This is a genomic window from Sutcliffiella rhizosphaerae (assembly GCF_917563925.1).
In the GTDB taxonomy this organism is placed as follows: Bacteria; Bacillota; Bacilli; order Bacillales; family Bacillaceae_I; genus Sutcliffiella_A; species Sutcliffiella_A rhizosphaerae.
In genome coordinates this window covers 1-24,097 of the sequence record NZ_CAKJTJ010000034.1, presented here as the reverse complement: position 1 = coordinate 24,097, position 24,097 = coordinate 1, and the positions used below count along the sequence as shown (strand labels likewise).

Below are 24,097 nucleotides of genomic sequence, written 5' to 3'. Positions count from 1 at the left end.
TCATTCTACTTGAAATAGAGGCAAAAAGGAAAGGAGAAGGATTCCAGAAAGGAAAGGAGAAATACTGTGGTTTGTACAAATCTCTAATAAGTGTGTAGAGACCAGGAAAACATTACTAAAAAGAAATATGGATTAAATGAGGCTGGTCGTTAAGTCCTTTCTTAACCCACAAAAAGAAAGACGCAACCTTTTGGTTACGCCTCCTCTGTGTTGTCTTTATTTTCTTCGCGACCATCGACAAGCTCAGGCTCACTTGGTTCCTGTACTTCTCCACTATCGACTACTTCTTCCACACGTGGTGGTAAGATAGAGACTAACACTTCTTCTTCCTCATGATTGAAAGTGTATTTACCGGAGTTATTCAAGTCACCTATCGTGATGGTATCATTCACGTTTAATTCAGAAACGTCCACTTCTATGGCGTCTGGAACATCATTTGGTAGAACCTTAATGGAAACCGCATGAAGTACTTGTTGGAGCACTCCACCATCTTTTACTCCCGCAGCATTTCCAGTAACATTTACATTCACATCAACATCAATTTCAGATTTGAAATTAACGACATGGAAATCCAAATGGATGAACTCTTCACTCTTCAATGGATCTATTTGATAATCATATAACATTACTTTCCGTTTATCTGAACCTATTTCCAATGAGATAATCCCATTTCTGCCAGTTTCACGAATAGTTTTAATAAAATCTTTGCTATTTACAGCGATGGATTTATTTTCCGTATTGTTCCCATATACAACCGCTGGAATTAATCCTTCCTGGCGGATTTTGGTTCTTGAAGATCTTTTGAAATCTGTACGTTCATTTGCATGTAATACTGTCATTCGAATCACCTTCCCGGAAAAATAAAATACTTGTCTTCTTTTTATTTCCCTAATTTATAGAAGGTTAAACATTTTTTATAGATTAATCGAATAAAGTACTAACAGATTTCTCTTCATGAACACGAACAATTGCTTCTGCAATAAGTTCTGCCACAGATAGTTCCGTAATTTTTTCGATCTTCTTCTCTTCAGGTAAAGAAATCGTGTTCGTCACGACAAGTTCTTTAATCTTAGAGTTTTGAATCCGTTCAATAGCAGGTCCTGAAAGAACCGGGTGCGTACAGCATGCATACACTTCTTTCGCTCCATTTTCGATCAATGCGTTCGCCGCTAACGTAATCGTACCAGCAGTATCAATCATGTCATCAATTAAGATAGCCGTTCTTCCTTCGATTTGACCAACAATATTCATCACTTCTGCAACATTCGGACGCGGACGGCGTTTGTCAATAATCGCAATTGGCGCTTTAAGACGATCCGCCAGTTTTCTTGCACGTGTAACCCCACCATGATCAGGTGAAACGACTACAATATCATGTAGTTCTTTGCTATCAAAATACTCCGCTAAAATTGGAACACCCATCAAATGGTCGATGAGAATATCAAAGAATCCTTGAATTTGAGGGGCATGCAAGTCAAGTGTAATAACACGATGTGCCCCAGCCGTTTCAAGCAGGTTAGCTACTAACTTTGCTGTAATTGGCTCACGCGCACGCGCTTTACGATCCTGTCTTCCGTATCCGTAGTAAGGCATAACAATGTTGATTGTTTTGGCAGAAGCGCGCTTCAGCGCATCTATCATAATAAGCGTTTCCATAATGTGTTCGTTTACAGGCGCACTTGTAGACTGGATAACGAATACATCACATCCGCGGATACTTTCCTCGATATTGATTTGAACCTCTCCATCACTAAAGCGTGACACAGAACATTTCCCAATTGGAACTCCAACATGTTTGGCAATTTCTTCTGCTAAGGCAGTATTGGAATTTAACGTAAAGACTTTTAAATTAGAATCGGCATACTTATTTGACATGGTAGATAGAATCCTCCGCTAGATTTATTTATTGTGAAGCTTTTCTACGTAGTTTTCCTTATTCACTTGACGGGCACGGGCAATGGAAAGCGCTTCCCCTGGCACATCCTCTGTAATGGTGGAACCTGCTGCAACATAGGCATTCTTCCCAATGGTAACCGGTGCTACCAAATTAGAATTACAACCTACAAATACTCCATCTTCAATCTTCGTTAAATATTTCTTTTTTCCATCATAGTTAACCGTAATGGAGCCGCACCCCAAGTTAACATCTGATCCAACTTCTGCATCCCCAATATAGCTAAGGTGTGAAGCTTTACTACCTTTTCCAAAGCTCGCTTTTTTCACTTCGACAAAGTTACCAAGCTTTACTTCATCACCAATTTGGGAAGCTGGGCGAACATGAGCAAACGGACCTATTGCCACATCATTTCCGATTTGGCTATCATGTGCGACTGAATGGCGGATGGACGTGTTATCCCCAACCTGACAATCCTTAATTTCCGAATTAGGTCCTATCACACAATCCTCACCAATTTTTGTAGCACCAAGAATTACTGTTCCAGGCTGGATCACTGTATCTCTACCTATTACAGCATCTGCAGAGATATACGTATTGTTGGGATCAATTATAGTGACCCCATTAATCATATGCTTTTTGTTAATGCGTTTTTTCATCGTCATCTCTGCCTGTGAGAGAGCAACTTTATCATTAACACCCAGTGTCTCATCAAAATCCAAGGTTTGATAAGCAGAAACAATATCGCCTTTTTCTTTCATTATTTCAACCACGTCTGGCAGGTAATACTCACCTTGAACGTTATCATTGGATACATTGCTTAATGCAGAGAATAGTGCCTCATTATCAAAACAATAGGTACCTGTATTAATCTCTGTCACTTTTCGTTCTGCTTCTGTTGCATCTTTGTGCTCCACAATTTTCCCAACATGTCCTTCATTGTTGCGGATAATTCTTCCGTAACCAGTAGGATCCTCTGCATATGCAGTTAGGATTGTTGCTTTTGCTCCTGTGTTTTCATGTACGCTCAGAAGTTCTTGCATCGTTTCAGGTGTAATAAGTGGTGTGTCTCCACAAATAACTAAAGTCACACCTTTTTTCCCTTGTAGCATTGGAGCTGCTTGCATGACTGCGTGAGCTGTTCCGAGCTGTTCCTCTTGCAAAGCATACTCACTTTTGCTTCCTAAGTGACTTTTAACTGTTTCTGCCCCATGACCGACAACGGTGACAATCTGTTCAAAATTCAGTGCAGAAACGTGATCAACCACATGTTGTACCATCGGCTTCCCACAAACAGGGTGTAACACTTTATATAACTTTGATTTCATTCGCGTCCCTTGTCCAGCTGCTAAAATCACGGCATAACGATTTATCATAATCGGCCTCCATTTTCACCTAATTATCCATTACGAATATATCTCAAAATGAAGACCATTTCAAGAAAGGAAACGAAAGTACAATATTTTGACAAAAAAGTTTACAGAAGTAAATAGTTATGGAGGGTGTTTTTTGAAAAAAATGTAGGGTAATTGCATAGGAATAACACAGTTTACAAGTAGCGGCGACGAAAGACATGAGAGGTGGCTCCTTTTGCAGCTATTTCCTGTTGAGGTAGGTAATTTTCATAGGTATTTCGCTTCAACTTTGAACAAAATGGGCCTCAAGTAACAGTTGTGCACCATTTTATTAGTTAAACGGGGCAGATATCGGTGATCATTCGATTTTATCGACGAATAGCTATTAGTTATTTGCCGGTTATTTGATTTTATCGACGAACACCTCGGAGTTATCGACGGTTATTTGATTTTATCGACAAACACCTCGTAGTTATCGACGGTCATTTGATTTTATCGACGAACACCTCGGAGTTATCGACGGTTATTTCGAACTTATCGACGAACACCTCGGAGTTATCGACGGTTATTCGATTTTATCGACGAACACCTAATAGTTATCGACGGTTACCAGAACTTATCGACGAACACCTAATAGTTATCGACGGTTACCAGAACTTATCGACGAACACCTAGCAGATACCGTCGGGTCCAACAACCACCAACCAATTGTTGACCTCCATCTCTTACTTTCCGGAGTTCAGCGCACATAAAAAAACAGACTGCTAACAGCCTGTTCTTATCGATTAAGAAGCACCTGCTTCTTCGTATTCTACTTCTAATTCTCCTAAGCGGTGATATTCTGATAAAACCGCATCTTGGATCTTTCCACGAGTACCCGAGTTGATTGGATGTGCGATATCGCGGAATTCCCCATCTGGCGTACGTTTACTTGGCATCGCGACGAATAAGCCATTATTCCCATCAATCACACGGATGTCATGAACAACGAATTCATGGTCCAACGTAATGGATGCGATAGCTCTCATGCGACCATCGGTATTTACGCGGCGTAATCTAACGTCAGTTACTTCCATTCTGTTCACCACCTTCTTGTCCCAATAAAAAACTTAGTATTATAAATTCTCTAAATTTTCTTGAATTCCTTCTTGGTTTCAAAAAATTTTTTGAAAATTTTGGACAAAATGGTGAAAAAAGAATAGATTCTATTTTACTAGTGCAATTACTTCGATTTCAACAAGGACATCCTTCGGTAGACGAGCTACTTCTACACAAGATCGCGCAGGTTTGTGGGTATGAAAATACTCTCCATATACCTCATTGATTTCCCCGAACTGGTTCATGTCTTTAATGAATACAATGGCCTTTACAACGGTTTCTAAGGAGGCACCAGCTTCTTCTAAGACAGCTTGAAGGTTTTTAAACACTTGATGTGTTTGTGCCTTAACGTCTCCCTCCAACAATTCCCCATTGGAAAGCAAAGGGATCTGACCAGAACTATAGAACAAATTGTTAACCACTATTCCCTGTGAGTAGGGTCCTATGGCTTTTGGAGCAGCTTCTGTATGAACAACTTTCATTTTCCACACATCCTTATTAGAAGTTGGTATTATTTTTTATGTGCTGAAGGTAGTTACCTTTTTGAACTTCGATGTATTTATCTCTTTCATTTACCTTATCTAGCTTAACTAGAGACACATAATCATGAATGAGACGTTCTTCCATGTTTTCATTTTCTGATTCCACAAGTATACCGATTCCAGCAACATTAGCTTGAAATTCAGCAAGTAGATTCATCATTCCATTAACCGTTCCGCCAGCTTTCATGAAATCATCGATGATTAATACATTGGAACCTGTTTCTAAGCTGCGTTTAGCAAGTACCATTGTTTGGATACGTTTAGAAGAACCAGAAACATAATTAATACTAACTGTAGACCCTTCCGTTACTCTGCTGTCCCGCCTTACAATCACAACCGGAACATTTAAATAATTCGCTACTGCATGTGCAAGGGGAATGCCCTTTGTGGCCATGGTCATCACAATGTCCACTTTTTTATGATTAAATGCAGTTGCAAACATTTTTCCGACTTTGTTTAATAATTTGGGATGGCCAAGTATGTCGGTCATATAAAGATAGCCTCCAGGGAGTAATCGCTCTGGCTTGGCAATTATCTCACAAAGCTCGTCCAAATATGTAGATGCTTCTTCACGACTGACATAAGGAATATATCTAACTCCACCAGCAGCTCCAGGAACAGTCACAAGCGTTCCAATTCCTTGTTGCTCAAAGGTTTGTTTAATAATACCCAAATCCTCACTGATGGATGACTTTGCGGACCCGTAACGGTCGGCAAAGAAGGAAAGCGGGACTAACCCTTGTGGATGCTGCAGCAAATAATGTGTCATGTCCACAAGACGTCCACTCCGACGTAATTTCATGTTCAATCCTCCTAAAACCCGAATGTTTTAATGTAAATATAACATTAATATCCGGATTCAATCAAGGGTGTTGCGTTCTCCGAGTATTCTAACAGCAAACACTTGGTCACAAAAGCCGCGAAGTCCATTGTAAATTCGATGCATCCGGGAGTCATATTGCACAATTCCAAATACAGTTGGCCCGCTGCCACTCATCAAAACTGCATCTGCCCCAAACCGCTTCATCTGGTCTTTAATATGGGATACTTCTGGATATAACTTCAATGTAACGGATTCTAATACATTCCCGACAAGCCCAATCATTTTCTCGTAACTATTATCGTGAATGGCCGCTAGCATCCCTTCCACATCTGGATGCTTCACGTTCTCCAAGTTAAGGTTGTTATAAACTTCTGCAGTAGACACTCCAATTGTCGGTTTAGCTAGGACGACCCAACAATGTGGAGGAGCTGGGATATGTTCTACTATCTCCCCTCTGCCTGTAGCAAGAGCTGTTCCACCATATACGCAAAATGATACGTCGGAACCAATCTCCGCTCCGATTTCGGCAAGTTCATCCAGTGAAAGACCCAACTGCCACAATTTATTTAAACCACGTAGCGTAGCTGCTGCGTCACTGCTTCCGCCTGCTAGACCTGCTGCAACGGGAATCATTTTTGTAATGGCAATAGAAACCCCTTTGTTCAAGCCGTACCTTTCCTTCAAGAGAGAAGCAGCTTGATACGCTAAATTCCGACTATCGTCTGGCACATAGCGATTATGGGAAATAATGCGGATTTGCCCATCTCTCCTTTCCGATAATTCTATGCGGTCGGCAAGGTCAATCGTCGTCATAATCATCTTCACTTCATGGTAACCATCCGGACGCTTGTGAAGCACATCCAACGACAGATTTATCTTTGCCGGCGCTTTTTCTAACAGTCTCACTTTCTTCACCTACTTTATTCGTCTCCAATTATCTTTGTATTGTACCATATTAGCGGAAATAAATATCTCCATGCTTTGGAAAATTTATTTACCTTAAGTCGCAGTATCTTTACATTACCTTCCACAACTGCCCTGTCTATTCGCGTGTAAGGCTATGGATTGTTTTTGTCTCTTTTACCAAGTTCAACTTCTGAACTTGTAAATAGCAAAAAACCGAAGTGATTGTCCACTTCGGTTTAGGGATACTTATTTGTTTTGCTGCCCAAGTTGTCGCTCTGCCAGTTCGATTGCACGTTTGACCATATTACCAGCATCCTTCGCTTTTATGCCGCCCCAACCTTCGTTTTGGACAACATCATAAAAACCAAGCTCTTTGGCCAATTCTTCTTTAAGCTGATGAGACATGATGCTTCGTCGTCTGCCCATGAAGTAGCGCCCCCTTTATATGAAATATAGCGACATTCATAGTATTGGGAGAGTCATTCCTTTTTATTAGCGGTTATTAATGTATTTTATATAGGCTGTTACGTCTGCTTTCTTTACTTTAAAACAAAACAGTCTTTATGTAAAAAGGAATTAAACAAAACAAAAAGCAGCAAACAAGTTTGTCTACTGCCCACTTATGGCCATTTTACCTTCTTCAAAAAATGTAAGTTGTACCGTCTCTGTGAGGACATCTGCATAGCTGTAGGATACACGTTCAAAAGCATTTTCGTCTTGATCTAGTTCTATCACAAATACTGATGGATAAGTTTCCGCTAATGTTCCGATGCGTTCAATCGTCTTTCTACGACCACCGTTTGCACGAAGTGTTAACTTTTTACCTAAATTAGAATCTAAAGTTCTTTTGATATCTACTAACGTTTTTCCCATATCACTCCACCTCACTATACTATCGTTACTATAGCATATTTTTCAAAAAAAATCAAATAAAACTTAAAATTATAACAACCAGAAATGTGTACTGTCAATATATTTCCTTCAACAATTATCTTCATATGTCTACATTTACTATGCACATTTAGTACAAAAGTTATGTATATTATTTTATTTTTGCGGAAAACCCTTATCTCACGCAGAGTTTTGGCCGTTACATTTTTTGTTAAATTTTTGCATAAACCCGTAAAAAGTCGACTTTTGAAGTTTCTTTCCATCAAAAAAACCCTTAACATCTTCTGTTAAGAGCTTTCTTCTTCTTCCTCTGTATACGATGTGCGGAGTGGCATTCCTGTTCGTAGCACACCTCTTGTTTCTACACCACCTAACCCTTTTTCCCCGGTTAAGGTGTTTCGTAAGAGATCCCATACATTAACTCTTTCCATAAATGGGGTAAAGCAAATTCTGCCAACAATGTAGACTGGATCAAGTGCATGTATATTCACTCTAGAAGGAGAGCTAGCAAAATTAGCTCCTGCCTGTATCAAAGATTCAAAATGGGATTGGCATGCTCCTGCAAAGATGACCAATTGATCTAAATTAGGTTGGATCCTGCGCGCTTCTTTCACCGTCTGAACAAAATGCCAAGAGTGGCGGTAGGCTTTGATGTCAGAAATTTTCCCTTTGCTTTTTGAATAAGCATCATGACCTGTAATCACAAGAATATCAGGACGGTACTTTTCCATCAGGTCAGCAATTTTTAAAGGCATTTCCTTTTCATTAGCGTGTACGCCATAAACAGGAACTCCAATTCGCTCGTATAGTTCGAGACATTTTTTTAAGTAAAGGGGGTCACCATCCAAATGCAAAACTTTTCCTGGCACTTGAAAAAAGTTTTGTTCCGTACTGTAACCGCTTGTGGCATCATATTCATTTTTTTCTCTAATTAGCTCATAGTCCTGTTGCAGCAACTGCAGGGACCTGTTTACCTTTGATTGAGCTTTTTGCTTTCTGCTCATCTTTTCCTTATCGTCTACAAGCTTCAGATCATGAAATAGAGCATCAGCCATCAAACGAACATCTTCCCCGTATAGTAACACCACTCGTTGTTTAAACTCATTTTCATATATATCCATGACACGAAACAATAAATCGTGATTATACGAGTTTCGTGTCACGATGTCTCCAATTTTTATTTTCATCTTTTTCCCTCCAAATGGGAGAAGGCATTTACCCCAACGGTCTATCTAACCTAGAGTATGCAGATGATTGGAGGTGTGTGAGCAACTTTAAACAGCCTGAGCAGGTTCGCTCTTTTACTTTACAAAGCTAGGGAGCAATTCATCACTTAACACGCCAAATTCTTCAATGGAGAGTGTTTCTCCCCGCCTTTTGGGGTCAATAGAGGCTTTTGCTAGTGCTTCTTCTACCACTTGCTTCTTTTCCTTACCAGCATGTAGATTGCTTGTCAGGTTATTCAATATCGTTTTCCTTCTTTGGCCAAAGCTTGCTCGTACAACCTCAAAAAAGAATGCTTCATCTTTAACCGCAACGGCAGGTGTGTCTCTAACCTTCAATCGTATGACGGCTGAATCAACATTAGGTTGAGGAACGAAGACCGTCTTCGGTACAATCATCACTGTCTCAGCCTTCGTGTAGTACTGTACAGCAATGGATAGGGAACCATATTCTTTCGTGCTTGGTTTCGCTGCCATCCGTTCAGCTACTTCTTTTTGTAGCATCACCGTTATACTGGATAGCGGCAAACCGTCCTGCAATAACTTCATAATAATCGGAGTGGTGACATAGTAAGGAAGATTGGCTACAACGCGCACTTCCTCAAATTCTTTTATTTCATCCCCGATTAGAGAAAGCACATCAGCTTTCAATATATCCTTATGTATAACTTTTACATTTTGATAGGGAGAAAGGGTTTCTTCTAAAATGGGTAATAAACGTTGGTCAATTTCAAAAGCAAATACTTTCCCTGCCCTTTTAGCTATCTGTTCCGTTAACGCCCCTATCCCAGGTCCTATTTCAATGGCTGCCGTTTTTTCTGTGATTTCCCCATATTCCACAATATTCCGGAGTATGTTCGTATCAATTAAAAAGTTTTGCCCCAAACTCTTTTTGAAAGAGAAGCCATACTTATCCAGTATTTCCTTTGTCCTTTTTGGTGTAGCTATATCTTTATGCATTTATTGCTCCTCCTGATCTATTTTAGCAATCGCTTCCTGCAATTGGATGGGAGTTATATGAAACATTTGCAGCCTTTTCTGCAGTTGCTTCCCGTTTGTATAGCCTATATTTAACTCTATTCCTAAGCGCTCTCTTCTTTTTTTGGCAGTCGGTCCTGCCACCAATCCGTAATTCAATAGAATTTCAACTGGTATTTCTTCGGTATTCTGTTCATATTCCTGATGCAATCCTTGAAGCGCTTCCCGAATATCGGTCGTTGTGGCATGTTCCACGCCGATTCCTTTTCCATTTTTACCACGGGCTTTATCTTTAGGCAAAAAAGCATGCTTACACCCAGGGATTGCCTGTTGGATGGTGTGGCGTATTTTTTCTCCCGGATAGTCCGGATCAGTAAAAACAATGACGCCTCTCGTATCGTATGCATGTTTAATTCTCCTTAAAATCTCCTCATTAATGGCAGAACCACCCGTTTCAATGGTATCTGCATCTACCGCACGGCGAATGGCCACAGTATCGTCTTTTCCTTCCACAACTATTATTTCTTTAATTTTCATTTTTTCCTCCAAAAAGGTGCAACTTTTCTTTTATGTCTAACGTCTAAGTAATTGAAATGTTTATTTTCTTTATTTTGTACTTCAGTAGTATGTATTCTACTTTATTTTGCCTTTTTTGACCAACTTCTATTATTGGGCTCTTTGTTAAAAGAGTTGTTGGTATGAACCCATAAGAACCAGCAGCCCTCCTCCCCTCTGTAACAACAAAAAGCAGAGGTGTGAATACCTCTGCTTGAAAATGATTCATTTATCGTCTATCTAGTCGAGAATTTTAATCTTAACTTTCTTTCTGCCCCATTTGTATGCAGTATCTTTATCTTCAAAAAACACATCAATTTTATGGCCTTTAATCGCACCGCCTGTATCTCCGGCGACAGCGTATCCGTATCCTTCCACATAGACTTTAGTTCCTAATGGAATGACATTTGGATCTACCGCGATCACTTTTACACCAGGGTTTGTACGCAAATTAATTCCTGTGCTTGTAACACCACTACACCCATTGCAATACGCCGTATAGGCAGTGGAATCCACATAGAATTCTTCGGAACTTGATTCTGTGCTCCGCGCTACCACCTGTTGTGGTTTTGGTTGCGGTGGGGCCTTAGTACCAACAGCAACAATGCGGTCCATAGATTCTTTAACAGTCTCTGTTTTTACTAATTCACGGGATACTTCCTCACCATTTTCCAAAATCACTTCATAGTGATTGGCAACGGTTCCTTCTTCCCCTTGCTGGACAATTTCTTCTTTTCCTTTATCAAGGGAGCTGTCATTTTTTGTGACAACTGCAAAATCAATAGGTTCTTCCACTACATCGGTGACCTTTTCAACTCTAGTTATTTTTAGTACAGAATCTTTTGCTACCAATTCTTCTAGACTAGGCTCTACTCGGTCAAGATCATTCACTGCGATTTCGTGCTGTTCTAAAAAGTCAGCGACCGTAGTCGAAGTAGACCAAACTTTCTTTTCTTCCCCACCATCATTCAAGGTGAACTGGAATGCTTTATTAATGGCAATTACCAGATCATTTTCAATGTTGGTGTCCAGGCTTTGACTTATCTTGTCATGTTCTTGTAAATCTATATTGCTCTCGTTTAGTAGTTGTTTTACTGTCTCTGCTGTTGTGAAGACCTTTTGCTCTTTATCATCGATGACAAGAGTTACCTCTTTTGCAGGATTCCAGACAATTTGCATAGAATCGCTAACAACCGTATCCTTAGACGGTTCAAGGTGATCTTCAGGATGAATGGAAATATCAAGTTCTTTTAAGATATCTGCTACGGTTTTCGCGTGAGTACGCAATGATACTTCCTCACCGTCAACATTCACTGTTACAGCAGCTTTTGTGCCATGAAAGACACCGAAGCCAAGTATAGTTGAAAAGACTATGAAACTAGTAATAATAATACTCAATTTCGTCCTTCCCAACGAACCAGAAAACAGTTTTTTCATGCTTTCTAACATGTAAAAAAACGCCTCCTTCTCCTCGAATGGATTATATAGACAGATATGTAACTTGTCAACCCTGACCATCGGCTCGACCGTAATGTCTATTATGCAGAAAATTCTTACAAAAGAAAAGTAAAAACTATCGACACAAATATCCTATGAAGGGAAGGAGTTTGGTAGAACTTATTTGTTTTTTCTCGAATCAGGACAAGTCTGCGTGTTTTTTGACAGATTTCTTGTCAGTTAATGCCGAATAATTTTTTAGCGTTTGCCGTAGTTTTTTCTGCTACCTCTTCCACGGTTATGTCACGCAGTTCCGCGATCTGCTTTGCAACTAAACTAACGTAACTTGGTTCATTTCTTTTGCCACGGTAAGGGTGTGGAGTTAAGTAAGGGCAGTCCGTTTCTATGAGAAGTCTATCCATTGGTATTTCACTAGCAACCTCTTTTGGTTTTTTTGCATTTTTAAAAGTGACTGGACCACCGAATGAAATATAAAAATTCATTTCCATACATTCCTTCGCAACTTCCAGACTCCCTGTAAAACAATGCATAATTCCACCGACTTCTTTTGCATTTTCCTCTTTTAAGATTTGGACCACATCTGCTGTAGCATCACGATTATGGATGATTATCGGAAGCTGTACTTTTTTAGCTAGCTGAATTTGCTTTCGGAATACTTCCTTTTGCACTTTCTTAGGCGATTTATCCCAGTGATAATCAAGGCCCATTTCTCCAATGGCAACAACCTTATCATGAGCAGACAGCTCTTCTAACCATTCCAAGTCTTCTTCTGTAAAATCAATGGCATCTACCGGGTGCCAGCCGACTGCAGCATAAAGAAAATCATATGTTTCCACAAGCTCCATTGCTTTTTTAATGGTTTTTCTATCAAATCCTACCACAACCATATTTTCTATCTTTTCAAGGCGAGCACGTTCAATCACTTCCTCCAGATCTTCCTCATATTGATCGGCATTCAAATGTACATGTGTATCAAATAGCATAGAAACACTCCTAAATTTATTTTCTTAAAATAATATCTGCGAATAATTTATAAATTTCCATTTAAAGAGATTTAATGCGCGAAGCCACATTTCATTAGTTCAAAGGTAGAAGCATTTGATAAAAATAAGAGGTGCAACCCGTTGTTACACGTGGAACACCTCTTTTTCAATATAATTATTGGCTGTTTTACGATTTGTATAAGAAAATCATAAGATTTGTTACTGTCGTACTCGAAATTTTACGGGTGAATAGTTGCAATCTTTAAGAATAGAACCTAATCATTTTACTTTAGCTCCAAGTGGCAATGCTTCATCCACAGATGCTAAAGAGAGCACTCCATCTTTTTGCCCTGCAAGAATCATTCCTTGAGAAAGTTCCCCACGTAGTTTAACAGGTTTTAAGTTGGTCACACAAATTACACGCTTCCCAACAAGCTCTTCTGGCGTATAGAATTTCGCAATGCCAGATACCACTTGACGCTTTTCATAGCCAAGATCCAATTGCAATTTCAAAAGCTTATCTGCTTTTTTCACAGGCTCACAATGCGTCACTTGTGCAACACGCAAGTCGATTTTCATAAAGTCATCAATGGAGATTTCCTCTGACTCCGGTACCACTTCTTCTTTAGGCTCTTCCTTCTCTGTTGGAGTAGATGGTTGCATGACCATTTTAATGTGCTCTACCTCTTCTTTCACGTCTAGTCGAGGGAAGATTGGATCTGCTTTCATTGTTTTCGTTCCAGCTAGAATATTACCGAAGCTCAAAAGACTTTCCCAATCTGTCAAAGTGTCCTCCACACCCAACTGAGCAAATATTTTACCAGGTGTTCTAGTCAGGAATGGCTTTAATAATACCCCAACAAAACGTAGGGATTCAGCTAAATGAGCCATCACAGAAGCAAGCTGGTCTTTCGTTTCTTCACTCTTTGCTAGTACCCAAGGTTGTGTTTCATCAATATATTTATTTGTTCTACTTACAAGCTGCCAAATAGAGGAGAGCGCTACTGAGAACTCCATGTTTTCCATTGCTTCCTCGTACTGATTGACGATAGTTGCAGCCAATGTGCTCAGCTGTTCGTCAAATTCGGTTACTTGTCCTTGATAAACAGGGACTTCCCCTTCAAAATATTTATCAATCATGGCTACCGTTCTATTGAGAAGATTACCTAAATCATTGGCGAGGTCATAATTTACCCTTTCAACAAATCCTTCTGGAGTAAAGACGCCATCTGCACCAAATGGTACTTCTCGTAATAGGTAATAGCGGAGTGCATCTAATCCATAGCGGTCTATTAGCGTAACCGGGTCCACAACATTCCCTTTTGATTTGGACATCTTTCCATCCTTCATCAATAACCATCCATGGGCAAATACCTTTTTAGGAAGTGGAAGATCAAGAGCCATCAACATGATTGGCCAGTAAATAGTATGGAAACGGACAATCTCTTTTCCAACCAGATGAACATCTGCTGGCCAATATTTCATATACTTTTGATCATTGTCAGTACCATAACCAAGTGCCGTTATATAGTTAGAAAGTGCATCAATCCATACATAAATGACATGCTTTGGATCGCCAGGAACTTTAACCCCCCAATCAAAGGAGGTACGGGAAACAGCCAAGTCCTCTAGCCCAGGTTTAATAAAATTGTTAACCATTTCGTTTTTGCGCGATTCCGGTTGAATAAACTCCGGGTTCTCCTCGTAATACTTCAAAAGACGGTCCACATATTTCCCCATTCTGAAGAAATACGATTGCTCTCTTACAAGCTCAACAGGATGCCCGCTGTCAGGACTTTTCCCACCAACCACTTTTCCGTTCTCCATGATCGGATCAACCAGCTGATGTTCACGGTAGTAAGTTTCATCAGGAACAGAATACCAACCTTCGTATTCATCCAAATAGATGTCTCCCTGATCAAGAAGCTGCTGAAAGATTTTTTCCACTACTTCTTTATGACGATTTTCTGTTGTACGGATGAAATCATCATAGGAAATATCTAACTTTTCCCATAAATCTTTAATTCCAGATACGATGTTATCTACATAACTTTGCGCTGTAATACCTTTTTCCTCTGCTTTACGTTGAATCTTTTGTCCATGCTCGTCCGTTCCTGTCAGATACATGACATCATAGCCCTTCAGGCGTTTGTATCTCGCCATTGCATCCCCTGCGACCGTTGTGTAGGCATGTCCTATATGTAATTTATCACTTGGATAATAGATAGGTGTTGTAATGTAAAAAGTTTTTTTATCCGCTACCATCAAAAAATCCCTCCCTATAATCGAAACATATAAACGTTAAAAACTCTCGCCCAATGGACGAGAGCGATGAGCGTGATTAGCTAATTAAGTATATATGAACATCATTACCTTTTCTTCCTTACTATTATACATCCTTTAGACATGTATTGTTAAGGATTGAGCAAAATTTTTTCACCATTTTCTATAAGAATAAAGGCAATTGTATATTTATAACAAAAAGAAAAGGAGAATTTTGTCGAATTATAACTTGAAAATTGTCGAATGATGTATATAATAGAGTTTGTATTCTATTCAAAATAAGTAAGTAAATGTAAATGTAAACCAGTGGCCAACATTGGTAAACCTTTGCTACAAAGCGGTTTGTTACAAATTATCATACAAATTTTATTAGAAATACAAATATTTTCAAATAAATTTCTTGACGAAATTTGTAAAAATTGTTATGATAAAACCACATTAGGTTTGTCGAATAATGGCGAAAATGATAGATTTATAGAATTACAATTATTGAATAATAGAGAGGGGAATTTATTAATGAAATCTACAGGTATTGTACGTAAAGTTGATGAACTAGGACGCGTGGTTATTCCAATCGAGCTTCGTAGAACTTTAGGAATTGCGGAGAAAGATGCATTAGAAATTTATGTAGATGACGAAAAAATCATCTTGAAAAAATACAAGCCTAACATGACTTGTCAAGTAACAGGTGAAGTTTCCGACAACAACCTTACTCTTGCTGAAGGTAAAATCATCCTTAGCCGTGAAGGTGCAGAGAAAATCATCCAAGAAATCCAAAACAACTTGCAAGCAAAATAATGATAGAAGCTCCCAGGAAGTCGAATTAACTGACTTGCTGGGAGCTTTTTTTGATTTAAAGCCTGTAATGTTATACGAAACCGAAATTAAAACTGCTTAATTTTGTTGAACATGATAGGCCTGATAAACATCTCGTTTTGGTAGGTTTCGTTCTTTAGACACTGTCTTTATTGCTTCTTTAGATGAAACATCTTCTGTATCAATGTAGTGTTGTACATGTTCTTCCAAGGAAAGTTTTTGCCACCACATATCCTCTTCTATCAGGAGTTCTTCATTGCTTCCTTCAATAATCAGGCAGCACTCTCCCTTTATTCCCTGTTCTTCATACAGTGCCAACACATCTGAAATCTTCCCTCTTGAAAATTCCTCAAACTTTTTTGTCAGTTCCCTGCTCACAACAATAGATCTGTCACCAAGTACCTCCAGCATCACACTTAATGTATCTTTCAGGCGATGAGGAGATTCGTACAGAATGAAAGTATCTTGCATTTTTTTTAACTTTTCCAGCTCATTCTTTTTCTCTTTTTTATGACGATTTAAAAAGCCATAAAAGTAAAAGGGCTGAGACACTAGACCTGACGCAACTAAAGCGGTGATAGCCGCATTAGCTCCAGGTAATGGTACTACATAAAGCTTTTCTGACAAGGCTTCGGTCACGATTTCATATCCAGGGTCAGAAATGGATGGCATCCCTGCATCACTGACAAGGCCAACATTCTTTCCATCCCTTAAAAGGTCAATAATTTTTCTCCCACTTTGTTCCTTATTATGTTCGTGGTAGCTAATAAGAGGGGTTGTTATATCGAAATAATTACATAATTTTTTCGTTTGCCTCGTATCTTCAGCAGCAATAAAATCCACTTCTTTTAATATCCGTAAGGAACGATATGTAATGTCTTCCAAATTTCCTATTGGTGTCGGCACCAAGTACAATCTTCCTAACGTATAGGTGTCTGAAAAACTATTTTGCTGCCATAGTTCCATGTTATATCCCTCCCTTTCCATACATTTATCTAGCCATTAATCTTTACTCTCTCCAAATAGCATCTTTTTCACCTCTGGAGTATATTCTCCCTGTTCATCATAGACGAGTAGAGGTGGTAAGATAGTTAAATCCCGATTGCCTTGTTTTATTCCTTCTATTAATAAAGTGTTTGCTGGCTTCCCTAATTTTGCATGCACAAATTGAAGACGCTTCGGTTCAATATCGTATTTTCTCATTAAGGTGACGATATCCAACATTCTCCCTGGCCGATGGACAAAAGCGACCTTGCCACCTTGCTTCACAATTTGACTGCTCACCTTTACTACATCCTCTAACGTACAAGCAATCTCGTGACGAGCAAGGGCATAATGAACATTTGCATTAATTTTTTCCCCGTTTTCAGTTAAAGGAAAATATGGTGGGTTGCAGGTGACCACATCAAATTTTTTGTTTTTTAGTAATTTAGGCAAGTCCTTCAAGTCCATTTCCAGAACACGCAATCTGTCCTCAAGCTGATTGTATGAGATACTTCTGCGGGCCATATCAGCAAGCCGCTCCTGAATCTCCACTCCAGTAATGTTCCCTTTTGTTCGTTGACTTAATAATAATGGAATAATTCCGTTTCCTGAACATAAATCCACGATGTTTCCCTTTTGGATGGGCACATATGCAAATTGGGCTAGGAGTACCGCATCTAGGGAAAAAGAAAAAACAGAAGGACTTTGAATAATCCGAAGATCTTCAGCTAGTAAATAATCCAGCCTTTCATCGCCTATAAGTTCAATCATTGTCATAAATCCTTTCCTACCTAGTTCTTTGCTAGCTGTTGGTCTTTTGGTTTTTAGGCTTTAGCATTGGATAATAAGGCGTGAAACATTCGTAAAAACATCCTTCATTATTATATCAAAGCTTTGTGGTGTGTGTGCTTCCAACAAAAATAAAGCCGCCCACTCTTACGAGAGAAGCGACTTACTACTTTTTATTAAGGAAAGAAAGGCAAAACATACAATCTCCTTCTTTTCGGGGACTACCGAAATTCAGGTTACAAATATGAAATCCTTCCTGATACAATCTTGCCAAGTTGTCATAACCCTCACCAATATCGGTTTGTTTGTTTTGTTCCTCTTTTTTACGCTTCGATTTGGTGGAGGAAGGCGGATTGTTCTCTTTTGCCGTCATCTGTTCAAGGCGATTCCGAAGATGACTATTTTCCACCAGCACACTGTTATTTTCTTCTATTATAAGGGCAAGATGCTCTTTTAATTCACCGAGCTGTTTGTATAAATGTCCAATCTGCTCTTCCATGTTGCTGACAGAATCGAAAATTTCTTTCTTGTCCAAGTTTTCCACCTCTTAATCTGTGGCTTGCGTTGATACAGCACCCTCTTGCATCAGTTCATCAAGTGAATATTCAACCACTCGATCATTCCCAGAAAGCTCCACCTGCAGGACACGCTCGAGTAAATTAAGTCCGACTACTCGACCTGCTCCATTTGGTGTTTGAATGACCTCATCCAAATCGGGTAGCTGCTCTTTTGCAGACTCATATTCATCATTCTCATATTTTAGACAACACATAAGTCGCCCACACAACCCAGATATTTTAGAAGGGTTTAACGACAAATTCTGGTCCTTAGCCATCTTAATGGAGACAGGTTCAAAATCACCTAAAAATGTGGAACAGCAAAGCATACGGCCACATGGCCCAATACCACCAAGAAGTTTTGCTTCATCCCTTACACCAATCTGTCTTAGCTCAATCCTCGTACGGAATATCGAAGCAAGGTCTTTGACAAGCTCTCTGAAATCGACTCTTCCGTCAGCGGTAAAATAAAAGATGATTTTATTGCGATCAAAGGTATATTCCACATCGACTAGCTTCATATCTAATCCGTGGTCATTCACTTTTGAAAAACAGACATCAAATGCTTCTGTTGCGGCTTTTTTATTCTCTTCCACAATTAGACGATCTTTTGGATCAGCAATACGGAGCACTTTTTTCAACGGAAGCACGACATCGTTCTCTTCTACCTTTTTCTTACCAAGAACTGCTTTACCAAATTCTACGCCTCGCACCGTTTCGACAATAACATACTCATTGTCAGTTATATCAAGCCCATTTGGGTCAAAATAATATATTTTTCCTGCTTTTTTAAATCGTACTCCCACTACTTCATACAAACTAATATCCCTCCTGCAAGTTTAACGCTAAATGTTCCATGAGAAGGTGCGGATTCACATTAGATGCTAACCGAGACTTACTTTGCAATATATAGGATAAATGCTCGGTTACACGCTGTTGAGTCGTTTGGAGCGCCAACTTCTGAATACGTTCTCTTTCGTCGACAAACACCATCTGTTCCTCTTTCGCTAACTGAGCATAAAGCATATCTTTATAAATATAAAGCATTAAATCTAAACCTATCTCCAATTGCTTTCTCTCGGAAAAGTGTGGCATCCACTTTTCCTGTATTAACAGCAATGATGCTTTAGGACGAGTAAATATCGCTTCATACAATTTTATCACTAAGCTTCTTGCCAGCGCAAACCAATCATCTCGACATAGTTCTACTGCTTCCTCCAAACTATTTGTGAGCGCAGCAGCTGATTTTGCCAATGGAAGTGAAATCCCTTCTGCCACCAGTTTTTCTACGAGACCTTCTGATGTCAATGCACGGAAGGAAAGTGGCTGACATCTAGAAATAATAGTATTTAACATTAGATTAACATTTTCCGTAAGTAAAAATGCAAACGTTTCCTGGTTTGGTTCCTCTAGGAATTTTAATAGACTATTGGCTGCATTTATTGTCATTTTATCTGCATGCTCAATAATATAAATTTTTCGTTTCGATTCTAAACCGGTTTTCGAAAACTCTTCCTGCAAAAATTGTATTTGTTGTTTTTTAATAGAATTCCCATCTGGTTCCACCACATGCACGTCTGGATGGTTCCTGGAATCTATCCGCTTACAATTGGAGCAGGTGAGACATGGGTTAACACCATTACGATTCTTACATAACAAACTTTTAGCAAATAAATAGCTAACCTCTTTCTTGCCTGTCCCTTTCATTCCATCTAATAGATAGGCATGGGCAATCCTGTTTCTCTCCAAGCTATTCATAACAATTCTTGCAACAGTAGGCTGACTTTGTAATGCAGACCAACTAGTAATCAAAGCTATCACTCACTAACTTACATATATAAATTGATGAGCAAACCTTTTATCTCACCAATACTGCTTAATATGTTTATTCTTGATTCCTCTTGGTTCATTACTTGTTCCGTGAGGCTTATCAATTCATCATCGACCTGTTTCACAACATGAAGCGGCCTTGCTTGTCCATCATTTGTCCAATGATTGGTCTGATTTAATTCCATACCAAATTCGACTGCTTCTTCCATAAATCGTTTCACTAATGTTTTATATTTAGCCAAATCCTGAAAAGATCGCGAATTGCCTAGGCGATTTCCTGCTAAATCGATTTCTTTCATTAGTGCTTGTAGCTGCTGGGAGTGCAATTTGCTTGAATGCTTTTGCATGACCGAACCAAATGCTATGCCGGAAGATTGAGTACCTCTTTGGTCCATTCTCCCTTTATCTAAACTTGTACGAATATCGGTGGCTATTTTCATGGCCGACGTCCATCTCCCTAGTACCTCTTTACCTAAGAGTAATTTTTTTACAGGCTGTGTTGGCAAACCTATTTGTGACTATTCTTAAACCACGAGTAGTAAAGTAACGAAAAGAGTCTTGAAAAAAGCAGCTTTTTCAGCCGCTTTTTATGTCAAAATTGATGAAATTGCTCTATTGGAAGTACAAATACAGTTGCTCCACCGACTTCTACCTCAACCGGATAAGGAACATAGGAGTCAGCATTTCCACCCATAGGAGATACAGGTGCCACCAGCTGCTGGCGATGCTGACAATTGTCTTTGATTATATCCATAGCTTTTTGTACACGAATATCTTCCGTACCAATCATGAAGGTTGTATTTCCTGATTTTAAAAACCCACCAGTACTAGCTAGCTTAGTAGCACGGAAATTATTCTCCACTAAGGCATTCATTAAGCGATTGCTATCTTTATCTTGTACAACTGCCATTATCATCTTCATAAAATTGACTCCTCCTTTATTTTACCATTAAATAGGTGTGACTTCATTATTTCAAATCTGGTAAATAATATTTTTACTTAGCTAATACTTTATTAATACCCATTTTCCGATAAAAAAGTTACAATTACGTTCTTTGTTTTTTCATATACAGAGTCAAAATCCTTGGATGCATCAACAACAATAAATCTATCTTTATATTTCTCCCTTACAAGATCATACCCAGCTTTTACTCGGTAGTGAAAATCTAACTCTTCTTGATCCAAACGATTGATTTCACGTTTATTATTCGCTGCAATCCGCTTAAGTCCTGCTTCAGGATCAATATCAAAATAAATAGTCAATGATGGAAGCGTTTTTTCCGTAGCAAATTCATTGATACTAAGCACATCCTCCACACCAATTTCTCTTGCAAAGCCCTGGTATGCAAGGGAACTGTCAATAAAACGGTCACACAGGACTATCTTCTTCTCCTCAAGCGCCGGAATGACTCTTTCCACGAGATGCTGGCGGCGTGCCGCAGCATATAATAATGCCTCTGTCCTCGCATCCATCTCTGTATTATTGCAATCCAGAATAACACTTCTAATTTGCTCGGCTATCGCAATTCCACCAGGTTCGCGTGTCAATATCACCGGATAATTCCTGTACTTTAGCTCCTCTGCCAACTTCTGAATAACAGAGGTCTTACCTGCTCCTTCTGGTCCTTCGAATGTAATAAATAATCCTTTCACAAGCCGTTTACTCCTTTTCTTTCTTATATATATATAAATAATTTGTGTTTACTAAATCATTTCCCTGAAACCTAGCACCTAGACGGTGGAGTTCTTTTATATAGTCCATCGTTTCTTTTGTCACTTTCTCCCCTTTAAGTAAAACAGGGATGCCTGGTGGATAAGGAACAATCGCTTCTGCGGCAACTTTCCCTTCCACTTGATCCAGTGGACATTTCACCACTTGAAATAGTGGCTGCTCCGCAAGAGGAATCTCTAATTGAATGGTTTCTTTTGACGGTGGCGGGAACAATACAGGTATATGCTTGTCAGTTTCTTTCTTCAAATGATATGCAGCTTTTTTTATTGTCTCTATCATATCATGTTTCTTCTCAGAAACTGCTAGTGGCAGCACAATTAACACATTCTGTGAATCAGCTAATTCCACATAAAGCCCCTCTTTTTCCAGAGACTTTTGTAGCGTAAATCCACTAACTCCCTCTGTGGAACGGAGAATCAATTTTAACGGATCCTTTTTTACGCTCTTATCATATGAATCGACAACTTCCACTCCATCTATTCCCTTAATGAGAGACACAAGCTCTTCTATATCTTTTAATAAATTTTCAATCTTGTCTTTTGTAAAAGAAGCAAGATAGAACCTCGCCAAATCCAAAGAGGCCATAATGGGATAGGATGGACTACTTGATTGTAACATTCTCAAATAGTAGGCAACCTTTTCTCTTTTTACCCACTGTCCCTTCAAATGTAAAAATGACCCCATTGTCATCGCAGGCAATGTTTTATGAGCAGAATGGACAACCACATCCGCCCCCAGATCTAAAGCAGATATCGGAAATGGCTCCCCTAAAACAAAATGAGCCCCATGTGCTTCGTCCACTAATACGGGAACTTTAAACTCATGAATGATTTGAATGCTCTTTTCTAACTCCATCGACAGTCCATAATAATTCGGGCTTGTTAGGATAACAGCACTGATATCCCCCATCGTGCATAAGGCTTCCTTTAAATTTTTAATGGAAGGAGAAGTGGCTACACCAACCACTGTATCAAATTCACAAGCCAAAAAAACCGGTTCAGCTCCTGCTAGCTCCACCCCATTTATGATGGACTTATGACAATTTCGCTGTACTAGCACCTTGCTTCCCCGCCGACATGTCGCTAAGATCATCGCCAAATTTCCTACAGTCGATCCATTTACAAGGAAAAAGCTGTGATCCGCACCATATAATGCAGCTGTTAGTTTTTGCGCTTCATCTATTATTCCATCTGGATCATGAAGATCATCCAATCCAGAAATCTCCGTTGCATCTAACTTTAATAATTCCTGAAAATAACCCTTTGCTTGTTCCGGGAAAATGTCTCCATACTTATGGCCAGGTACATGCCCAGACACCGGGAGACCTTCCCAATGGTTTTTTAACCCCTCAAACAATGGAGCTCTATGTTGATTCACTTATTGCACATCCCTCAAACAATTGACTTAGTACTATTATAACGGATAGCGAACCAGACTAATAGTCGACAACAAGGATTACTTTTCAACTATAAAACTTCCTTATATAAAAAACAAAAGCCCTCATAAAAGGACTTTTGTTGTTACGAATAAATCTTTGGAATGATAACCTTCCTAAGCTGTTGTAAATAAAACTTATACATCGGATCTTTTACATCTGTCTGAAGCATTGCCCCTTCACATTCTGTGCATATATACTCGGTGTATAAATGAATCCCTCTTTGTTTCTCTTCTTCACATACAATACATATTTTCCCCGCTGAAGAATGAATGGCTGACTTCAATTTTCCCCACCTCCATCCATTATTCTAACCAAAATAAACTTTTGTATACCAAAATAGCAGATTAACATCCTATCAAACTCCTACATCTATTGTATGTTAAGCCTACTAGTCTGTGTTTGTCTTGGAATGAAAAAAAAGAGCAGTATATAAAAGCGAAAGGCGTCATAACTAACCTCGATAAGCATAAGACGAGACGGGGAGGAAGTTGGGATTGGGTGATATTGTAAGAGAGAGTATCAGTATCATTTCATTAGGAGTACGTTCATTTCAATACTCATATATTGCCATTCCAGGCACTTTTTTGGTGATTCGGACAATTTTATCATTCATTCGGACACAATACTTGTTAATTCGGATAACTGAATATTGCTGCTATCATGCCCATATCTTGTTTATCCCTCTCTGATTCGGACAAATCCAATCATTATTAGGACATACCAACCCATATTTCGGACACAAATGGAAGTATTTCGGACAAACCGTAAATTCCCTTTAGTCTAGCCCACTCATTTTATCAATAACCTATTCTCTTCGCACAAAAAACCAGCGCTATTTCAAAAGCACTGGTTTTTCTCATTTGCCTGGCAACGTCCTACTCTCACAGGGGGACAGCCCCCAACTACCATCGGCGCTGAAGAGCTTAACTTCCGTGTTCGGTATGGGAACGGGTGTGACCTCT

Annotated in this window: 27 protein-coding genes and 1 rRNA gene; 1 reads left to right on the top strand and 27 read right to left on the bottom strand. The window is 39.2% G+C overall.

Going from position 1 to position 24,097, the window contains the following annotated elements; all coding sequences use genetic code 11:
* Nucleotides 1-194: 194 nt before the first annotated feature.
* From LRP81_RS19325 to metG, 16 genes are all read right to left on the bottom strand, one after another.
* Nucleotides 195-839 (bottom strand): 50S ribosomal protein L25/general stress protein Ctc, encoded by a 645-nt coding sequence (locus tag LRP81_RS19325; RefSeq protein WP_230504190.1) that lies wholly within the window; start codon nucleotides 837-839, stop codon nucleotides 195-197.
* An 82-nt stretch (nucleotides 840-921) separates the two neighbouring features.
* Entirely contained in the window at nucleotides 922-1,875 is a 954-nt protein-coding gene (locus tag LRP81_RS19320; RefSeq protein WP_230504188.1) for a ribose-phosphate diphosphokinase, read from the bottom strand.
* A gap of 24 nt (nucleotides 1,876-1,899) precedes the next feature.
* Nucleotides 1,900-3,270 carry a bifunctional UDP-N-acetylglucosamine diphosphorylase/glucosamine-1-phosphate N-acetyltransferase GlmU gene (glmU, locus tag LRP81_RS19315; RefSeq protein WP_230504186.1) on the bottom strand — a complete coding sequence of 457 codons (1,371 nt, stop codon included), beginning with the start codon at nucleotides 3,268-3,270 and terminating at the stop codon, nucleotides 1,900-1,902.
* Nucleotides 3,271-4,034: 764 nt separating this feature from the next.
* Nucleotides 4,035-4,325: a septation regulator SpoVG gene (gene spoVG, locus LRP81_RS19310; protein ID WP_230504184.1), complete on the bottom strand. Its 291-nt coding sequence runs from the start codon at nucleotides 4,323-4,325 to the stop codon at nucleotides 4,035-4,037.
* A 129-nt stretch (nucleotides 4,326-4,454) separates the two neighbouring features.
* Entirely contained in the window at nucleotides 4,455-4,829 is a 375-nt protein-coding gene (locus tag LRP81_RS19305) for a RidA family protein (protein ID WP_230504181.1), read from the bottom strand.
* Nucleotides 4,830-4,845: 16 nt separating this feature from the next.
* On the bottom strand, nucleotides 4,846-5,691 hold the full coding sequence (gene purR, locus LRP81_RS19300; protein WP_230504179.1) for a pur operon repressor: 846 nt from the start codon (nucleotides 5,689-5,691) through the stop codon (nucleotides 4,846-4,848).
* A gap of 57 nt (nucleotides 5,692-5,748) precedes the next feature.
* Nucleotides 5,749-6,618 (bottom strand): 4-(cytidine 5'-diphospho)-2-C-methyl-D-erythritol kinase, encoded by an 870-nt coding sequence (gene ispE, locus LRP81_RS19295; RefSeq protein WP_230504218.1) that lies wholly within the window; start codon nucleotides 6,616-6,618, stop codon nucleotides 5,749-5,751.
* A gap of 246 nt (nucleotides 6,619-6,864) precedes the next feature.
* A complete protein-coding gene (locus LRP81_RS19290) occupies nucleotides 6,865-7,044 on the bottom strand; it encodes a small, acid-soluble spore protein, alpha/beta type (RefSeq protein WP_230504177.1) in 180 nt (59 codons plus the stop codon).
* A 183-nt stretch (nucleotides 7,045-7,227) separates the two neighbouring features.
* A complete protein-coding gene (veg, locus tag LRP81_RS19285; RefSeq protein WP_230504175.1) occupies nucleotides 7,228-7,491 on the bottom strand; it encodes a biofilm formation stimulator Veg in 264 nt (87 codons plus the stop codon).
* A gap of 305 nt (nucleotides 7,492-7,796) precedes the next feature.
* Entirely contained in the window at nucleotides 7,797-8,696 is a 900-nt protein-coding gene (gene yabG / locus LRP81_RS19280; protein WP_230504173.1) for a sporulation peptidase YabG, read from the bottom strand.
* A 114-nt stretch (nucleotides 8,697-8,810) separates the two neighbouring features.
* Entirely contained in the window at nucleotides 8,811-9,692 is an 882-nt protein-coding gene (gene rsmA, locus LRP81_RS19275) for a 16S rRNA (adenine(1518)-N(6)/adenine(1519)-N(6))-dimethyltransferase RsmA (protein WP_230504171.1), read from the bottom strand.
* Nucleotides 9,693-10,247 carry a ribonuclease M5 gene (rnmV, locus tag LRP81_RS19270; RefSeq protein WP_230504169.1) on the bottom strand — a complete coding sequence of 185 codons (555 nt, stop codon included), beginning with the start codon at nucleotides 10,245-10,247 and terminating at the stop codon, nucleotides 9,693-9,695.
* Between the two features lie 43 nt (nucleotides 10,248-10,290).
* Nucleotides 10,291-10,494 carry a hypothetical protein gene (locus LRP81_RS19265; RefSeq protein WP_230504167.1) on the bottom strand — a complete coding sequence of 68 codons (204 nt, stop codon included), beginning with the start codon at nucleotides 10,492-10,494 and terminating at the stop codon, nucleotides 10,291-10,293.
* Between the two features lie 11 nt (nucleotides 10,495-10,505).
* A complete protein-coding gene (locus tag LRP81_RS19260) occupies nucleotides 10,506-11,714 on the bottom strand; it encodes a G5 and 3D domain-containing protein (RefSeq protein WP_230504165.1) in 1,209 nt (402 codons plus the stop codon).
* A 224-nt stretch (nucleotides 11,715-11,938) separates the two neighbouring features.
* Nucleotides 11,939-12,706 carry a TatD family hydrolase gene (locus tag LRP81_RS19255; RefSeq protein ID WP_230504163.1) on the bottom strand — a complete coding sequence of 256 codons (768 nt, stop codon included), beginning with the start codon at nucleotides 12,704-12,706 and terminating at the stop codon, nucleotides 11,939-11,941.
* A gap of 279 nt (nucleotides 12,707-12,985) precedes the next feature.
* The gene (metG, locus tag LRP81_RS19250; RefSeq protein WP_230504161.1) at nucleotides 12,986-14,971 is read right to left on the bottom strand and encodes a methionine--tRNA ligase; all 1,986 of its coding nucleotides are present in this window, start codon (nucleotides 14,969-14,971) and stop codon (nucleotides 12,986-12,988) included.
* A 534-nt stretch (nucleotides 14,972-15,505) separates the two neighbouring features.
* Between metG and LRP81_RS19245 the strand changes: the two genes are divergently transcribed.
* Complete coding sequence (locus tag LRP81_RS19245; RefSeq protein ID WP_230504216.1) at nucleotides 15,506-15,787, top strand: AbrB/MazE/SpoVT family DNA-binding domain-containing protein; 282 nt, start codon at nucleotides 15,506-15,508, stop codon at nucleotides 15,785-15,787.
* Nucleotides 15,788-15,883: 96 nt separating this feature from the next.
* Here LRP81_RS19245 and rsmI read toward each other — a convergent pair whose 3' ends face one another.
* From rsmI to rrf, 11 genes are all read right to left on the bottom strand, one after another.
* Nucleotides 15,884-16,771, bottom strand: a complete 888-nt coding sequence (rsmI, locus tag LRP81_RS19240) for a 16S rRNA (cytidine(1402)-2'-O)-methyltransferase (protein ID WP_230504159.1) — start codon at nucleotides 16,769-16,771, stop codon at nucleotides 15,884-15,886.
* A 36-nt stretch (nucleotides 16,772-16,807) separates the two neighbouring features.
* Nucleotides 16,808-17,560 carry a tRNA1(Val) (adenine(37)-N6)-methyltransferase gene (locus LRP81_RS19235; RefSeq protein WP_230504215.1) on the bottom strand — a complete coding sequence of 251 codons (753 nt, stop codon included), beginning with the start codon at nucleotides 17,558-17,560 and terminating at the stop codon, nucleotides 16,808-16,810.
* Between the two features lie 184 nt (nucleotides 17,561-17,744).
* Entirely contained in the window at nucleotides 17,745-18,113 is a 369-nt protein-coding gene (yabA, locus tag LRP81_RS19230; RefSeq protein WP_230504155.1) for a DNA replication initiation control protein YabA, read from the bottom strand.
* 12 nt (nucleotides 18,114-18,125) lie between these two features.
* Nucleotides 18,126-18,953, bottom strand: a complete 828-nt coding sequence (locus LRP81_RS19225) for a PSP1 domain-containing protein (protein WP_230504153.1) — start codon at nucleotides 18,951-18,953, stop codon at nucleotides 18,126-18,128.
* A 1-nt stretch (nucleotide 18,954) separates the two neighbouring features.
* The gene (holB, locus tag LRP81_RS19220; RefSeq protein WP_230504152.1) at nucleotides 18,955-19,947 is read right to left on the bottom strand and encodes a DNA polymerase III subunit delta'; all 993 of its coding nucleotides are present in this window, start codon (nucleotides 19,945-19,947) and stop codon (nucleotides 18,955-18,957) included.
* A gap of 17 nt (nucleotides 19,948-19,964) precedes the next feature.
* On the bottom strand, nucleotides 19,965-20,405 hold the full coding sequence (locus LRP81_RS19215) for a YaaR family protein (protein WP_230504150.1): 441 nt from the start codon (nucleotides 20,403-20,405) through the stop codon (nucleotides 19,965-19,967).
* 152 nt (nucleotides 20,406-20,557) lie between these two features.
* A complete protein-coding gene (locus LRP81_RS19210) occupies nucleotides 20,558-20,887 on the bottom strand; it encodes a cyclic-di-AMP receptor (RefSeq protein WP_230504148.1) in 330 nt (109 codons plus the stop codon).
* A gap of 92 nt (nucleotides 20,888-20,979) precedes the next feature.
* Nucleotides 20,980-21,618, bottom strand: a complete 639-nt coding sequence (gene tmk / locus LRP81_RS19205; protein ID WP_230504146.1) for a dTMP kinase — start codon at nucleotides 21,616-21,618, stop codon at nucleotides 20,980-20,982.
* 7 nt (nucleotides 21,619-21,625) lie between these two features.
* Complete coding sequence (locus LRP81_RS19200; RefSeq protein WP_230504144.1) at nucleotides 21,626-23,074, bottom strand: aminotransferase class I/II-fold pyridoxal phosphate-dependent enzyme; 1,449 nt, start codon at nucleotides 23,072-23,074, stop codon at nucleotides 21,626-21,628.
* Nucleotides 23,075-23,217: 143 nt separating this feature from the next.
* Complete coding sequence (locus LRP81_RS19195; RefSeq protein WP_230504141.1) at nucleotides 23,218-23,418, bottom strand: sigma factor G inhibitor Gin; 201 nt, start codon at nucleotides 23,416-23,418, stop codon at nucleotides 23,218-23,220.
* A 579-nt stretch (nucleotides 23,419-23,997) separates the two neighbouring features.
* Nucleotides 23,998-24,097, bottom strand: a 5S ribosomal RNA gene (gene rrf / locus LRP81_RS19190); the annotation flags it as partial.

Coding starts and splice junctions, on each gene's coding strand:
- LRP81_RS19325 (WP_230504190.1), bottom strand. CDS start 839: ATGACAGTATTACATGCAAATGAACGTACAGATTTCAAAAGATCTTCA.
- LRP81_RS19320 (WP_230504188.1), bottom strand. CDS start 1,875: ATGTCAAATAAGTATGCCGATTCTAATTTAAAAGTCTTTACGTTAAAT.
- glmU (WP_230504186.1), bottom strand. CDS start 3,270: ATGATAAATCGTTATGCCGTGATTTTAGCAGCTGGACAAGGGACGCGA.
- spoVG (WP_230504184.1), bottom strand. CDS start 4,325: ATGGAAGTAACTGACGTTAGATTACGCCGCGTAAATACCGATGGTCGC.
- LRP81_RS19305 (WP_230504181.1), bottom strand. CDS start 4,829: ATGAAAGTTGTTCATACAGAAGCTGCTCCAAAAGCCATAGGACCCTAC.
- purR (WP_230504179.1), bottom strand. CDS start 5,691: ATGAAATTACGTCGGAGTGGACGTCTTGTGGACATGACACATTATTTG.
- LRP81_RS19290 (WP_230504177.1), bottom strand. CDS start 7,044: ATGGGCAGACGACGAAGCATCATGTCTCATCAGCTTAAAGAAGAATTG.
- veg (WP_230504175.1), bottom strand. CDS start 7,491: ATGGGAAAAACGTTAGTAGATATCAAAAGAACTTTAGATTCTAATTTA.
- yabG (WP_230504173.1), bottom strand. CDS start 8,696: ATGAAAATAAAAATTGGAGACATCGTGACACGAAACTCGTATAATCAC.
- rsmA (WP_230504171.1), bottom strand. CDS start 9,692: ATGCATAAAGATATAGCTACACCAAAAAGGACAAAGGAAATACTGGAT.
- rnmV (WP_230504169.1), bottom strand. CDS start 10,247: ATGAAAATTAAAGAAATAATAGTTGTGGAAGGAAAAGACGATACTGTG.
- LRP81_RS19265 (WP_230504167.1), bottom strand. CDS start 10,494: ATGAATCATTTTCAAGCAGAGGTATTCACACCTCTGCTTTTTGTTGTT.
- LRP81_RS19260 (WP_230504165.1), bottom strand. CDS start 11,714: ATGTTAGAAAGCATGAAAAAACTGTTTTCTGGTTCGTTGGGAAGGACG.
- LRP81_RS19255 (WP_230504163.1), bottom strand. CDS start 12,706: ATGCTATTTGATACACATGTACATTTGAATGCCGATCAATATGAGGAA.
- metG (WP_230504161.1), bottom strand. CDS start 14,971: ATGGTAGCGGATAAAAAAACTTTTTACATTACAACACCTATCTATTAT.
- LRP81_RS19245 (WP_230504216.1), top strand. CDS start 15,506: ATGAAATCTACAGGTATTGTACGTAAAGTTGATGAACTAGGACGCGTG.
- rsmI (WP_230504159.1), bottom strand. CDS start 16,771: ATGGAACTATGGCAGCAAAATAGTTTTTCAGACACCTATACGTTAGGA.
- LRP81_RS19235 (WP_230504215.1), bottom strand. CDS start 17,560: ATGATTGAACTTATAGGCGATGAAAGGCTGGATTATTTACTAGCTGAA.
- LRP81_RS19215 (WP_230504150.1), bottom strand. CDS start 20,405: ATGAAAATAGCCACCGATATTCGTACAAGTTTAGATAAAGGGAGAATG.
- LRP81_RS19210 (WP_230504148.1), bottom strand. CDS start 20,887: ATGAAGATGATAATGGCAGTTGTACAAGATAAAGATAGCAATCGCTTA.